12 protein-coding genes and 3 tRNA genes are annotated in these 13,823 nt (G+C 35.5%); 8 read left to right on the top strand and 7 right to left on the bottom strand.

Annotation, left to right across the window (positions count from 1 at the left end; all coding sequences use genetic code 11):
* Positions 1–305 precede the first annotated feature (305 nt).
* Together cmk and MPR_RS13880 are read left to right on the top strand one after the other, a co-directional pair.
* A complete protein-coding gene (cmk, locus tag MPR_RS13885; protein WP_041893513.1) occupies positions 306–992 on the top strand; it encodes a (d)CMP kinase in 687 nt (228 codons plus the stop codon).
* Positions 993–1,073: 81 nt separating this feature from the next.
* Positions 1,074–2,414: an MFS transporter gene (locus MPR_RS13880; protein WP_041893511.1), complete on the top strand. Its 1,341-nt coding sequence runs from the start codon at positions 1,074–1,076 to the stop codon at positions 2,412–2,414.
* Positions 2,415–2,516: 102 nt separating this feature from the next.
* On the opposite strand, the gene MPR_RS13875 is transcribed toward MPR_RS13880, so the two are convergent.
* The 3 genes from MPR_RS13875 to MPR_RS13865 form a co-directional block, all read right to left on the bottom strand.
* The gene (locus tag MPR_RS13875; protein ID WP_006264367.1) at positions 2,517–3,866 is read right to left on the bottom strand and encodes a DEAD/DEAH box helicase; all 1,350 of its coding nucleotides are present in this window, start codon (positions 3,864–3,866) and stop codon (positions 2,517–2,519) included.
* Positions 3,867–4,049: 183 nt separating this feature from the next.
* Complete coding sequence (locus tag MPR_RS13870; RefSeq protein WP_006258745.1) at positions 4,050–4,811, bottom strand: C40 family peptidase; 762 nt, start codon at positions 4,809–4,811, stop codon at positions 4,050–4,052.
* Positions 4,812–4,890: 79 nt separating this feature from the next.
* Positions 4,891–6,069, bottom strand: a complete 1,179-nt coding sequence (locus MPR_RS13865; RefSeq protein ID WP_041893508.1) for an acetyl-CoA C-acyltransferase — start codon at positions 6,067–6,069, stop codon at positions 4,891–4,893.
* Positions 6,070–6,349: 280 nt separating this feature from the next.
* On the opposite strand from MPR_RS13865, the gene MPR_RS13860 reads away from it, so the two are divergent.
* The 4 genes from MPR_RS13860 (at position 6,350) to MPR_RS13845 (ending at position 7,604) form a co-directional block, all read left to right on the top strand.
* A tRNA-Ser gene (locus MPR_RS13860) sits at positions 6,350–6,433 on the top strand.
* Positions 6,434–6,440: 7 nt separating this feature from the next.
* Positions 6,441–6,515: transfer RNA gene (locus tag MPR_RS13855), tRNA-Pro, on the top strand.
* 31 nt (positions 6,516–6,546) lie between these two features.
* Positions 6,547–6,620, top strand: a tRNA-Arg gene (locus tag MPR_RS13850).
* A 201-nt stretch (positions 6,621–6,821) separates the two neighbouring features.
* Entirely contained in the window at positions 6,822–7,604 is a 783-nt protein-coding gene (locus tag MPR_RS13845; RefSeq protein WP_041893506.1) for an alpha/beta fold hydrolase, read from the top strand.
* Here MPR_RS13845 and MPR_RS13840 read toward each other — a convergent pair whose 3' ends face one another.
* The 3 genes from MPR_RS13840 to MPR_RS13830 form a co-directional block, all read right to left on the bottom strand.
* On the bottom strand, positions 7,605–7,808 hold the full coding sequence (locus MPR_RS13840) for a hypothetical protein (RefSeq protein ID WP_006261845.1): 204 nt from the start codon (positions 7,806–7,808) through the stop codon (positions 7,605–7,607).
* Positions 7,809–7,925: 117 nt separating this feature from the next.
* Entirely contained in the window at positions 7,926–8,825 is a 900-nt protein-coding gene (locus tag MPR_RS13835; RefSeq protein WP_041893503.1) for a lytic transglycosylase domain-containing protein, read from the bottom strand.
* The gene (locus MPR_RS13830) at positions 8,809–9,486 is read right to left on the bottom strand and encodes an alpha/beta hydrolase (protein WP_041893501.1); all 678 of its coding nucleotides are present in this window, start codon (positions 9,484–9,486) and stop codon (positions 8,809–8,811) included. The genes MPR_RS13835 and MPR_RS13830 overlap by 17 nt, the downstream gene beginning before the upstream one ends.
* A gap of 341 nt (positions 9,487–9,827) precedes the next feature.
* Here MPR_RS13830 and MPR_RS13825 point away from each other — a divergent pair, with 341 nt between their 5' ends.
* On the top strand, positions 9,828–10,109 hold the full coding sequence (locus tag MPR_RS13825; RefSeq protein ID WP_006258736.1) for a GNAT family N-acetyltransferase: 282 nt from the start codon (positions 9,828–9,830) through the stop codon (positions 10,107–10,109).
* A gap of 556 nt (positions 10,110–10,665) precedes the next feature.
* On the opposite strand, the gene mtaB is transcribed toward MPR_RS13825, so the two are convergent.
* Positions 10,666–11,982: a tRNA (N(6)-L-threonylcarbamoyladenosine(37)-C(2))-methylthiotransferase MtaB gene (mtaB, locus tag MPR_RS13820; protein WP_041893499.1), complete on the bottom strand. Its 1,317-nt coding sequence runs from the start codon at positions 11,980–11,982 to the stop codon at positions 10,666–10,668.
* Between the two features lie 89 nt (positions 11,983–12,071).
* Here mtaB and MPR_RS13815 point away from each other — a divergent pair, with 89 nt between their 5' ends.
* Positions 12,072–13,670: an ABC transporter substrate-binding protein gene (locus tag MPR_RS13815; protein ID WP_041893497.1), complete on the top strand. Its 1,599-nt coding sequence runs from the start codon at positions 12,072–12,074 to the stop codon at positions 13,668–13,670.
* Positions 13,671–13,823: the final 153 nt, after the last annotated feature.

The raw sequence follows: 13,823 nt of genomic DNA, 5'->3' as shown, positions 1-13,823 counted from the left end.
GATAGAAAAAGCCTCACTTTTATAAAGTGAGGCTTTTTTAGTTATAAGAGGCTTTAGACTGTATTTTGTGTCCTTAAAATGATGGGAATTTTTACAGATTAACTTACTTTTGCTAGCCATTATTGTTGAAAATAGTTGTAATTTTAAGGAGCTTTTTTAGTATTTGTTTTACAATGAGTGTTTTAAAAAGGTATTTTGATTAAAAATAGCCAAGTATAAAGTATTTTAAAAAAGATACTATAGGTTATAAATACTGCTATATTTGACAAATCAATGAGTTTTAAACTAATTTTAAATTTTTCAATTTGAAAAAGATTACTATAGCGATTGATGGTTTTTCCTCTACGGGGAAAAGTACATTAGCGAAATCATTAGCGAAGTCTCTTAGCTATGTATATATAGACACAGGAGCTATGTATAGAGCAGTTACTTTGTCTGCAATGAGAAAAGGTTTGATAAAAGAAAATTACTTCAATAGAGAAGGATTAATAGAGTCATTACCATCAGTAGAACTGCACTTTGAGTACAATCCTGAAAAGGGGTTTGCAGAAGTGTTTTTAAACCAAGAGAATGTAGAAGGTGTGATCCGCAGTTTAGAGGTATCACAGTTTGTAAGTCAGATAGCAGAAGTACCTGAGGTAAGAAGAAAGTTGGTAGAACAACAACAAAACTTAGGTAAGTCTAAAGGAGTAGTAATGGATGGAAGAGATATAGGGACAGTTGTGTTTCCTGATGCAGAGTTAAAGATATTTATGACTGCCTCTCCAGAGATACGTGCTCAAAGACGCTTTGACGAATTAAAGGAAAAAGACCCTAATGTGAGTTATGATGCAGTGTTTCACAATGTAGTAGAAAGGGATAAAATAGACACAAGTAGAGCAGATTCACCACTAGTAAAGGCAGATGATGCAATAGAGGTAGATAATTCTAATTTAACTATAGAAGAACAGTTTAATTTAATTCTGGAGTTAGCGCAAAAAAGAATTAAATAAGCAATTTATACACACACTTATAAAATGAAGTTTAAGAGAGTAATTTCTTAAATGAATAACACAGAAATAATATCACACGTAATGAATGTAAAAGCAAAATTGACGTTGATGAGTTACCTCGAATTTGCTGTTTGGGGAGCTTATTTAACATCTATGGGGAACTATTTAGGATCAGTGGGGCTAGGGCCTAAGATTGGTCTTTTTTATGCTATGCAAGGTATAGTATCTATTTTTATGCCTGCTATCATGGGAATAGTAGCTGATAGATGGATACCAGTTCAGAGATTATTAGGATTGAATCACTTAGCTGCAGCTATTTTTATGATGGCTACAGGTTATTATGGTTTTATAGCAGGAGATCATGTTGATTTTACAACGATCTTTACACTTTACACTTGTAGTGTAGCTTTCTTTATGCCTACAATCGCTTTATCTAATTCAACTTCTTATGCAATATTAAAACAGAATCACCTCGATACGATTAAGGCCTTTCCGCCTATACGTACTTTTGGTACAGTAGGATTTATCTGTGCGATGTTGTTTGTTAACTTCTTTGGGTTCCACAGTGATGGTTCTTTAGGATTTAACTTTGGTGGAGATATCGATTTTGAAAGCTTCCAGTCTAATTATTATCAATTCTTTGTGTCAGGTGTTTTAGGAATAGTTCTTTTCTTATACAGTTTTGTATTGCCTAATTGTCCTATTAATAAATCTAATGAGAAGCAGAGTTTAGCAGACGCATTTGGGTTAAAGGCATTCAGTTTGTTTAAAGAGAAGAAGATGGCAGTATTCTTTATCTTCTCAATGTTGTTGGGAGTGTCATTACAGATTACGAATGGATATGCGAATCCTTTTATCACAAGCTTCTCTAAAGTACCAGAATATGCTGACTCTTGGGGAGCACATAATGCTAATGCGTTAATCTCGTTATCTCAAGTTTCAGAAACATTGTGTATCTTATTAATTCCATTTGTTCTTAGAAAATTTGGTATTAAAGTAGTAATGTTGATGTCAATGTTTGCTTGGGTTCTTCGTTTTGGATTCTTTGGTATAGGTGATCCAGGAAACGGAGTATGGATGTTTATATTGTCTATGATTGTTTATGGAATTGCATTTGACTTCTTTAATGTATCAGGATCTCTATATGTAGATAATGAGACAAGTGAAGATATTCGTTCTTCAGCTCAAGGGGTATTTATGATGATGACTAACGGTTTTGGTGCAACAATAGGTATGCTTATCGCTCAGTACATTGTGAATCACTTTGTATATAGTCAAGAAGATGTTACTTTGCAGTTAGAAGGTTGGAGACATTCATGGCTTATATTCGCAGGATACGCTTTAGTGGTGACTATATTGTTTGCTATTATCTTTAAGTATAAACACAATCCACAGGCTGTAGAAGAAAACATAAAAGAGTAAATGATGTATTCTTTCTTTTAAGAGATAAAAAGAGAATACGTTTAGATAAAAAAAAGCGTGCTAAATCAAGATTTAGCACGCTTTTTTTATGGTTTGATTATCTTATTTATTCTTGCGTTTAGCAGCTCTTTTTGCTTCTACTGCTCTGTTACGAGGTTTAGTTTTACGTGGGTTACGTTTACCAGGACCTCCAAGATTTACCTTTTGGTTTTTATCTTTTTTCTCGTGGAAAGCAGCTCCTTTTTCTATAGGCTTTTTAACCTTAGCAAGTTGTTTAGACTTTAACTTAGATTTTTCAAACTCCATAAGTGACTCAGAGATGACTACTTCTTCTGGGATTGTCATTGCTCTAAGTTCTTTCTCCATTAGAATCTCTGCAGCTAATTTTACTTCTTCCTCTTTAGGGTCTACGATAGAGATAGCCGTACCTTTTTTATCAGCACGTCCTGTACGTCCTATTCGGTGAATATACTGTTCTGGAGAGTCAGTGAACTGTAAGTTGATTACGTGGCTAATATCAGAGATATCAAGTCCACGAGCCATTATATCTGTAGTTAGAAGACCTCTTAATTCATTCGCTTGGAACTCAGCCATAGATCTCATACGGAAGTTTTGAGATTTGTTAGAGTGAATTACAGTGAACTCTTCAGGAAAGGCAGCCTCTAATTTCTCCATTACAACATCTGCAAGACGTTTACTGTTGATAAAGATAAGTACCCTATTAAACTCTTCTTTATTGCTAAGTAAGTGCATTAATAGATTTAACTTCGTGTTGAAGTTAGGTACATTATATATCTGTTGATCTATATTCTCTAACGGAGTTCCAGAAGGAGCAAGAGAAACTTCTTCAGGGAAGTCAAAATATTCGTCAAGTACTTCGTCTACTTCTTCTGTCATAGTAGCAGAGAATAAGATATTTTGACGTTTTCCTTTCATCATTGTAAGAATAGATGTAAGCTGTGTTCTAAACCCTAAGTTTAGTATTTCATCAAATTCATCAATGACTAACTTCTGTAAATTATCAAAACGCAATACTCCATCTAAAGCTAAGTCCATCATACGTCCAGGTGTACCTACTAGGATATCTACACCTTCATAAACAGCTTTTCGTTGTGTATTGATATTGGTACCACCATATACCCCTAATGTTCTTACAGACATATAGGCTGTAAGCTTTTCTACTTCATCTACTACTTGTACTACAAGCTCACGTGTAGGTACTAGTATCACTACTCTAGGAGACTCAGCATGGCTAAACTTCCATTGTTTTAAGATAGGTAGAAGGTAGGCGAATGTCTTTCCTGTACCTGTTTGGGCAATACCCATCATATCTCTTCCAGAAAGAATAACTGGAAATGATTTAGCTTGTATAGGAGTTGGTGAAATAATATTAAGCTCATTAAGAGCTTTTTCAAGGGCTTTCGGTAGATTAAATTGCTCGAAAGTATTCATATATATCGATATTTGCAGCAAAGATACGTTTATTTTTTTTGCAATATCAAATACTTTCTAGTGTCTTAACGAATAGTTTTTGAGCTAAATAGGATAAAATAGTCAATAAAAAAACGATTACATAAGTCCTTGTAATGAATTGTGATCTTATTAGAAAAGCCGATATATAAACTTACTATAGACTTAAATGATTTTCTTGATTACTCTTAGTTTATGAGTATGTCTACCAGAATCGATATTATAAATTCCTAAGTGATCCAGTCTGTCTATACGCACTTTTCCATGAGCATGTATGATATAGTTGTTCTCCATGATTATCCCTACATGGATGATATTACCCTCGGCATTGTCAAAGAAAGCTAAGTCACCTATTTCACTTTCTTCTATGAAACTTAAGGCTTCTCCTATAGCTGCTTGTTGTGAGGCATCTCTGGGAATTCTATATCCATTGATTCTGTAAACCATTTGGGTGAAACCAGAACAGTCTATTCCGAAAGGCGTTTTCCCTCCCCATAAGTAAGGAGTGTTTAAGTACATAAACGCAGTCTTTAGAAAAGTTTGTTTTGTAAATTGACCAGTGATAGTCAGTCCTTCATAAGTGAAGTTATCTGTGTTGATGCTATTCTTTTTTAACCCTGTAAGACAACTACCTAGAGGTACTGCCATTAAGTGATTGTTGTTAGAAGAAATAAAATCTACTAACTCCGCAGAGTGAATAACAGATGTATTTTGAAGGTATTTATAATCTTCTTCAGAGATTTCTTGATATTGTTTATTATCTATCCAACCTTGGTACTTGTCGAAAGCTAATTCTATTTTCGACCACTTCTCTGTTCTTTCTAAAATAGTAAAGTGTTCACCGAAAAGGACTTGAGATACCATTTCGCTTCTGTCGCTTGGTTCAAGTCTTAAGGGTACAATGGCAAGGTTGCAATATGCAAACATAATATAGGTTTGAATTAAAGTACAAAAATAAAAGATGAGTTTGAACTAATCAAACTCATCTTGAATATATTATTAAAAATTAAGCTCTTTCGATAACTAATGCTGATGCACCACCACCACCATTACAGATAGCAGCAGCTCCTATTTTTGCATTGTTTTGTTCTAATACACTTAATAATGTTACGATGATACGAGCACCAGAACATCCTAGAGGGTGACCTAAAGAAACAGCTCCACCGTTTACGTTTACCTTTTCTGGATCGATATTAAGTAATTTAGTATTTGCAATACCAACTACAGAGAACGCTTCGTTAAATTCAAAGAAGTCCACATCTTCAATAGCTACATTCGCTTTTTTAAGCGCTTTAGGCAATGCTTTAGCAGGAGCAGTAGTAAACCACTCAGGCTCTTGAGCAGCATCCGCATATCCTTTGATATAAGCTAGAGGTTTTAATCCTAAGCTTAATGCTTTTTCTTCGCTCATGATTACCACAGCAGCAGCTCCATCATTGATAGTAGAAGCATTAGCAGCAGTTACAGTTCCTTCTTTTGTAAAAGCAGGACGTAAAGAAGTAATCTTATCTAATTTTACATTCGTGTATTCCTCATCCTTAGAAACTACGATAGCATCTCCTCTTCGTTGAGGTACAGATACTGGAACTACCTCGTTGTTAAACTTACCAGCATCCCATGCTTTTGCAGAACGCTCATAAGATTTAATAGCGAAGTTATCTTGTTCTTCTCTTGAGATATTATGTGTACTAGCACATAAGTCTGCAGATACTCCCATAGCATTATTGTCATAAGCATCTACTAGACCGTCATTTTGTAAACCATCAATGATAGTTGCAGGACCAAATTTGTTACCATTACGCATGTGAACATAATGAGGAATCATACTCATATTCTCCATTCCACCTGCTACAACTATTTCTGCATCATCTGCCATAATAGCTTGTGTCCCTTGCATAATCGCTTTCATACCTGATGCACAAACTTTATTTATTGTAGTACAAGCTACCTCTTTAGACAAACCTGCTTTTAAAGCCGCTTGACGTGCAGGTGCTTGTCCTTCTCCTGCTTGAACTACATTCCCCATCAATACTTCATCTACTAGATTAGCATCAAGGTTGATCTTATCTAGTGCCCCTTTAATAGCAGTAGCACCTAATACTGTAGCTGGTACAGTTGATAAACTTCCTAAGAAACTTCCTATCGGTGTTCTAGCAGCAGAAACAATAACTACTTTTTTACTCATAATTTATAGAATTAATTAAGTTTGATTTTTGTTTTAAAACTTTAGACCTTCTGTAAGGCTCAATAAAGATGTGGGAAAATACATAAAATATCTTGATTTTGGATAATTATCTAAGAAATAAAAAAATAATGTTTTTTTTATTTGTGTTTACTTCCTTGACTATGAATAGGTTTGTTTTTATGTGGTAATTTTTTATTGTTTTTTTCTTTCAAAAGCTTGCATAGAACCAAAAGTAGTGCTAAGTTTGCATCCGCATTAGAGAAGTAATTCTCTTAGCAACGGAGAGGTGCCGGAGTGGTAACGGAGCAGATTGCTAATCTGTCATCGGGTAACCGATGCCAGGGTTCGAGTCCCTGTCTCTCCGCTTCTTTCGGGGTGTAGCGTAGCCCGGTCATCGCGCCTGCTTTGGGAGCAGGAGGTCGCAGGTTCGAATCCTGCCACCCCGACGAATGAAAAACATCTAATGTTTTTTGGTTAGGTCCAATAGCTCAGCTGGATAGAGCAACTGCCTTCTAAGCAGTAGGTCTCAGGTTCGAATCCTGATTGGATCACAGAAGCCTCAACGAAAGTTGAGGCTTTTTTGTTTTTTCAAATGTATATCTTTTTTATGATTAGTGTCAGATGGTGTAAATCAGACCAAATCTATCCTATAATCTAGGTCTGATAGAATAAGAATATCCTACAGAATCTTATTTGCACACCCCAGATATCCTTTTTATTTTTGAGACTAATGACAATAAAACTTACCGTAAATGATTACAGCTATTCAAGATTGTGTCTTAGTCAATCAAAAGAATATTTTTTATAAACACTTTTTTTATCAAGGAGAGAGTAAGTACACGCTAGTATTATTACATGATTCATTAGGCTGTGTTACCCTGTGGAGAGATTGGCCAGAATTGTTAGCAGAACGATTACAATGTGATGTAGTAGTATATGACAGAGTAGGGTACGGGCTATCAGATAAGATGGATACTACGAAGAGAGAAAAAGATTATCTAAAGCAAGAAGCTGCATTCTTAAAAGACTTGATGGAAGAATTAGAGTTAGAGCGCGTTGCTTTATTTGGGCATAGTGATGGTGCGTCTATTGCTTTATTATTTGCAGCAATGTATCCAGATCATACTTTAGCCTTAGTGGCTGAGGCCGCACATATCTTTGTAGAGAAAGTAACTTTAGAAGGAGTACAAGCAGCTAAGACAGCTTATGAGACTACAGATTTAGCTGAACGCTTAGTGAAATATCACGGAACTAAGGTAGATGATGTAGTCCGAGCATGGGTAGATACTTGGTTATCTTCAGAATACCAAGATTGGACAGTAGAGGAGGAGATGAAGGGAATACTGTCTCCACTGTTATTTATACAAGGAGATCAAGATGAGTATGGTAGTCTAGACCAAGTGGAGAAAACAATAGCAAAGGCTCAAGGAATTGCAGAGAAGGTTATTTTCCCTAATGTAGGGCATACTCCGCATAAAGAGATAAAAGAGCAGACACTAGAGGTTATAGTATCGTTCTTTCAAAAAAACATTTAATTACAGTGCTTTTAGCGCTTCTATTTTGTCATAGAATAGTTTTTCTAATCTTGGATCAACACTACTCAAATAAGCGCTCTTTAAGCTTTCTAAGTATTTGTTTAGATCGGGTACAGTACTTCCTGGGTCTAGGTGAAAAGGTGTACTTAGATTCTTAGAAAGAATAATTTCGAATGCGTTGTTGATGTATTGTTGTTTATCCATGATTCTACAGATGTAATTAGAGTACAAAGGTACACAGAATTCAGAAGCATTAAAAAAACAAAGAGCGCTTATTTAATGTATTAAATAAGCGCTCTTTGTTTTGGCTTTATATCTAGATTAGATTCCTTTAGTTGGAATCTCTATTTCATATACTTTACCTTTTACTTTTAAACTAGTGTTTACTAACCATGGGTTGTATAATTTTAGTAATTTGTAGTTGATACCTTGTTCTTTTGCGAATAAAGCTAAATCATCTATATCATAAGATACACTCACTTTTTTAGTAGGTACTATTGGATATTTTTCAGATTCAGGAACGTCAAAACCGTATTTTACAGGGTTAGACATAATCTCTTTTAAGGCTAATATTCTGAATACGTATCTAGAAGTCTCTTGGTTTAAGAATAAATCATAGTAGTCCTCTACATATTGACTTTCCATAGCGCGTGACATACCTGCCATTCCTCTATTATAAGATGCAGCAGCCATCGTCCAGCTACCAAAACGGTTTTTAGCACTTTGGAAGTATTTACACGCAGCTTCTGTTACTTTGATTAAGTCGTATCGTTCGTCTACGTATTCATCTATGTATAAGTTAAAGTCCTTAGATGTTCCTTTCATGAACTGCCAGAATCCACTAGCTCCAGCAGGAGATACCGCATTCGCTAGTCCACTCTCTATCACACATAAGTACTTAAAGTCATCAGGAATACCATTCTTTTTTAAGATAGGTTCGATGATAGGGAAGAATCTATTCGCTCTTTTTATCGTTGTTATCGTTGTACCGTGAAGATTCGTATTGATGATCATTTCTCGGTCAAATCTTTCTTTGACATCTATCTTGTCTAAAGGAGCTTTTTCTCCAGCGAAGTTAGCAGATAGCGGTAGAGGATGAGCGTGTAAGGCAGCTTCATTATGATCCTCTGTAGCGCTAGATATAGTAGTGGCAAACATAAACGAAGAAGCTACTGCTATAATAGCAGCGGTTACAAATACAGTTCTAAGTGTCTTTTTCATTATTTTTCTTAAGTATAATCGTTTCTAAATTTTCATTAAACCATTTGTGCTTGATGATAATCATCGCGTGAGTCCCCCCTTTTATCTCGATGGCAGATTGTATATTCTTGTAAGGGAATATTTCATCTTTAGTTCCGTGTATGTGTACTACGTTGGCTAATGGTTTGTCTTGTTTCCAATGCAGTACTTCTCTGATACACCAGTCTACATATTCTTTATCTCTTATCGGGAGATAACGGTCATATAGTGCTAATCTTTTCTTCTTTTTCTCTGAAGCTGTTTTTTTGATAACGTTCCAAAGAGTAGGGATAAGAGATGTAGGCAACCATTTATAGAGCCCTGTATTTCTAGCGATACGATAGAGATTAGGAAACTCTTTATTAGAACGTACACTCGAAATAATAATTGTCTTTCTTACAGAAATTAGTTTACTTATTTCTTGAGCTATTATTCCTCCAAAAGAAACTCCTATTAGGATAGGATTATCATGTGTGATGAAGGGGAGATAACGCTTGGTGTATTGTTCTAATGATTCAGATTTATTTATAGGCAACCATTCTAAAAAGACAATTTCAAACTTTTCATGATTCAAACAAAGATGTTCAAAAATCAAAGAAGTAGAGGACATACCTGGGAAGAAATAAATAGGTATTTTGCTCATTATAAATATTTTAAATCGTTTTTATAAGGTTATATGGAAAAAAATCCCGAACTTTGCTAAATATAGAGATTATAGTAACTCAAAAAAAGAAATACTAGATATTTTATTTTTTACTCAAGTTCTAACGAGAAATAGTCCAATAAGAATAGATTTTAGCGTATACAGATCACGTGGTGTATTGAAGACTATAGGTAGTCATTTTACATACCAGAGGCGTCGTTATTTGTTATCATTTGTCTTTTGGTTAGTATAGAATAAGAGTGCACACTTACCCTCCTAATTTTTTAGGAAGCACAGCAGTTATTATAATTTGTTTTGTAATCATAAAACTTGGAGATATAATGGAAATTAAAGACAATGAGTTACTACGTCAGTTCGAGTATGAGACTGAGCAAGGGTTGCTTAGTGTAGAGTATTCACTACAAGAGAGAAAGATTTTTCTTACAAAACTTACTGGACTAGAAGAAGCTTTACCAACACAAGCGTCTGACTTTTTAAAAGGTATTTTGGAGATGTTAAGAGAGAAAAGGTTAAGAGTAGTACCTACACATCCTAAGATTGTTTCTTTCTTTAGAAAGAATCCTACGTATAAAGAGATGTTACCTCCTGGTATCCGTATCTAAGTAATATTATACACTTTATAGCCTTTTAAAATAATAAGGACTAAAAAGTAATGATATAAAAAAGCCTGTTTAGAAGATTCTAAACAGGCTTTTTTATAATTTCTATTTTCTATGAGCTTCACACAGATTATAAATTGACATAAACTGTATAATAGTCTTTGTGTAGTGTATTGTAGTCTCCACACAGCTTACAAATCCATGCGAACTGTTCGTTCTAGATGCTCCACACAGCTTACAAATCCATGCGAACTATTAAAATGAAGTTGACTTTACTTAAAAAATACTCTTGCGAAGCGCCTTTGGTATTAACGTATAAGCGAGTGTCAATAGGTGCAAATTCCTCTGAAGCAAAATTCTGTTTGACCGAAGGAAGTTAATTTTGTTTCAGTAATTTGTGCCGTAATTGACCGTGTAGGAGTTATAACCTTGACTTTTTTGGTTACTTCCCCATATACTCTGCTCTCGCAGACTTTATCAAGACAAAAAAGTAAATAAATAAAAAAAGCCAACTAAAGATTAGTTGACTTCTTCTATATTTTATAAAGAGATATTGTTATTAGATAAACTCTAATCTTACGATACCATCCTCATCTATCTTTGTTAACTTCACTGCGTGTAATGTATTTACTAACGCTGGATCCCATGGTGTTTTTACCTTCACATAGTTCTCTGTGAATCCGTGGATATATCCCTCTTTATTCTCACCTTCGAACAGAACTGTTTTCTCTTTCCCGATTTGAGATTCATAGAACGCACGACGTTTCTTTACAGAAAGTCCTCTTAGCATTTTACTTCTCTTATTACGTACATTCATAGGTACTACTTCACCCATATCTACAGCCTCTGTATTATCGCGTTCAGAGTATGTAAATACGTGTAGGTATGAAATGTCTAAATCACTTAAGAAATTATATGTCTCTAAGAACTTCTCGTCTGACTCCCCAGGGAATCCTACGATCACATCCACCCCGATACAGCAGTCTGGCATTACTTCTCTGATTTTCTCTACTCTCTCTACATATAACTCGCGTAGGTAACGGCGTTTCATTTTCTTAAGAATGTCATTACATCCAGACTGTAAAGGAATGTGGAAGTGAGGAACGAATGTTCTACTCTTCGATACGAAGTCTATCGTCTCATTCTTTAATAAATTAGGCTCGATAGAAGAGATACGAAGTCTCTCGATACCCTCTACTTTATCTAATTCTTGTACTAATTCTAAGAAAGTGTGTTCGTGTTTCTTATTCCCAAACTCTCCTTTACCATAGTCACCAATATTCACTCCTGTCAGTACGATCTCTTTTATATTCTGAGCAGAGATCTCAGCTGCATTTTTCAATACATTATCCATAGTATCACTACGAGAGATACCACGAGCTAATGGGATAGTACAGTATGTACATTTATAATCACATCCATCCTGTACTTTAAGGAAAGCACGTGTTCTGTCCCCTATAGAATAACTTCCTACGTAGAAGTCAGCCTCTGATATTTCGCATGAATGCACTTGTCCCATTTCATTCTTAGACAAGTCATTGATGTAATCTGTTATTTTAAACTTCTCTGTCGCTCCTAATACTAAGTCTACACCATCTACAGAAGCGAGTTCTTCTGGTTTTAATTGAGCATAGCATCCTACTGCAGCTACGAAAGCTTTATCGTTTTTCTTCTGAGCCTTTTTTACTATTTGCTTAAATTGTTTATCTGCATTTTCTGTTACAGAACATGTATTGATAACATATATATCAGCCACTTCTTCGAAATCTACTCTATCGAATCCTTCCTCTGCAAAATTTCTAGCGATAGTGGAAGTTTCTGAGAAGTTAAGCTTACAACCTAATGTATAAAAAGCTACTTTTTTTCTATTTTCCATAATGATTACTTACTAAGTAGTAACTTTGAATTATATTTACTTTTTCAATATTGAAAAGGTTTGCAAATTTACGTACAAAAATCGGTTTGATGAAATCAATAATTCATTACGTTTCAATATTTTGTGTCTGCGCACTGACGTTTTCTTGTCAGAAAAAAACAGCTGATCAGGATAAAAATTTAGTTTTTAGATATAACGAGAATGCTAATATTCAGACACTAGACCCTGCTTTCGCAAGAAATATGGCTATCATCTGGCCGTGTAATCAACTCTTTAATGGATTAGTACAGTTAGACGATAGTCTGCATATACAAGCAGATATCGCCAAGTCATGGACGATCAGTGAAGACGGTAAGCAGTATGACTTTATGCTGAGAAGGGATGTCTATTTTCACAAGCATAGCCACTTTGGGGCAGATAGTACTCGTATAGTAGTAGCTAGTGATTTCGAATACAGCTTTAACAGGGTATTAGACGCAGATGTGGTTTCGCCAGGGGCGTGGATATTCCAGAAGGTAAAGAATTTTAAGGCAATTAATGATACCGTCTTTCGCATCGAATTAAAAGAAGCTTTTCCAGCCTTTTTAGGATTGCTGTCGATGAGGTATGCTTCTGTAGTGCCGAGAGAAATAGTAGAGGATAAGACGATAGACTTTCGTTCTCATCCTATCGGTACAGGGCCTTTCTATTTTAAATTTTGGGAAGAGAACATTAAGCTAGTCCTTCGCAAAAATCCAAACTACTTTGAGAAAGATGAACAAGGCAATGCATTACCTTATCTAGAGGCTGTAGCCATAACATTCTTGCCAGATAAGCAGAGTGGTTTTTTACAGTTTTTGCAAGGTAATCTAGACTTTATATCAGGCTTAGACCCATCTTATAAGGATGATATTATCACAGAGAATGGCGAGCTGAACCCGAAGTATAAGGAGAAGGTGCAGATGGTGACAGGCCCTTACCTAAATACGGAGTACCTAGGCTTTAACCTAGAAGCGCCTGGTGCTATACAAGATGTAAGAATACGCAAAGCCCTAAATATGGGGTTTGACCGAAACAAGATGTTATTGTATCTGCGTAGCGGTATGGGAGATGGAGCAGTAGGAGGAATTATACCACAAGGTCTAGGAGGGCATTTTAGTACAGATAAGCTTTATAATCCAGAAGAAGCTAAAGCACTAGTGGATGATTATAAGAAGACAAGTAAAGAAGGCAAAGTAGAGATCACCTTGTCTACGAATGCTAATTATCTCGATATCGCAGAATACCTACAACGCGAGTGGAAAAAACTAGGGATAGAAGTAATAGTAGATGTGACACCGCCTGCTTCTCTACGTCAGGGTATGGCATCAGGTAAGGTGTCATTCTTCAGAGGAAGTTGGATAGCAGACTATCCTGATGCAGAGAATTACCTTTCGTTATTTTATTCAAAGAACAAAGCTCCTAATGGGCCTAACTATACTCGCTTCACTAATCAAAAGTTTGATCAGCTCTATGAACAAGCTTTTAAAGAAGTGTCAGAAGAGAAGCGAAATAACATCTATCAGCAGATGGATCAGATTATAGCAGATGAGGTACCCGCGATCATCTTGTTTTACGACAGAGCAGCGAGGTTCTCTCATCAGAATGTAAAAGGACTAGGGATTAACCCTATGAACAATTTATTTTTAAAGAGAGTTTACAAAGAATAATATAGTCCCGCCGCAGTACCTACTGTGGGATGAGAGTATAAAAAGTCAGTTCACACAATCTTGTGTGGACTGACTTTTTTGTTTTTAGGAGTGTATAAGTCTTGTATTTATTTATGAATAGGTAGTAGGAGACTGTTTAGAGAAGTTTCGAAG

It is taken from the genome of Myroides profundi (genome assembly GCF_000833025.1).
Taxonomy (GTDB): Bacteria; Bacteroidota; Bacteroidia; order Flavobacteriales; family Flavobacteriaceae; genus Flavobacterium; species Flavobacterium profundi_A.
The sequence above is the reverse complement of the archived record's forward strand: the minus strand, read 5'-3'. Positions and strand labels throughout refer to the sequence as shown.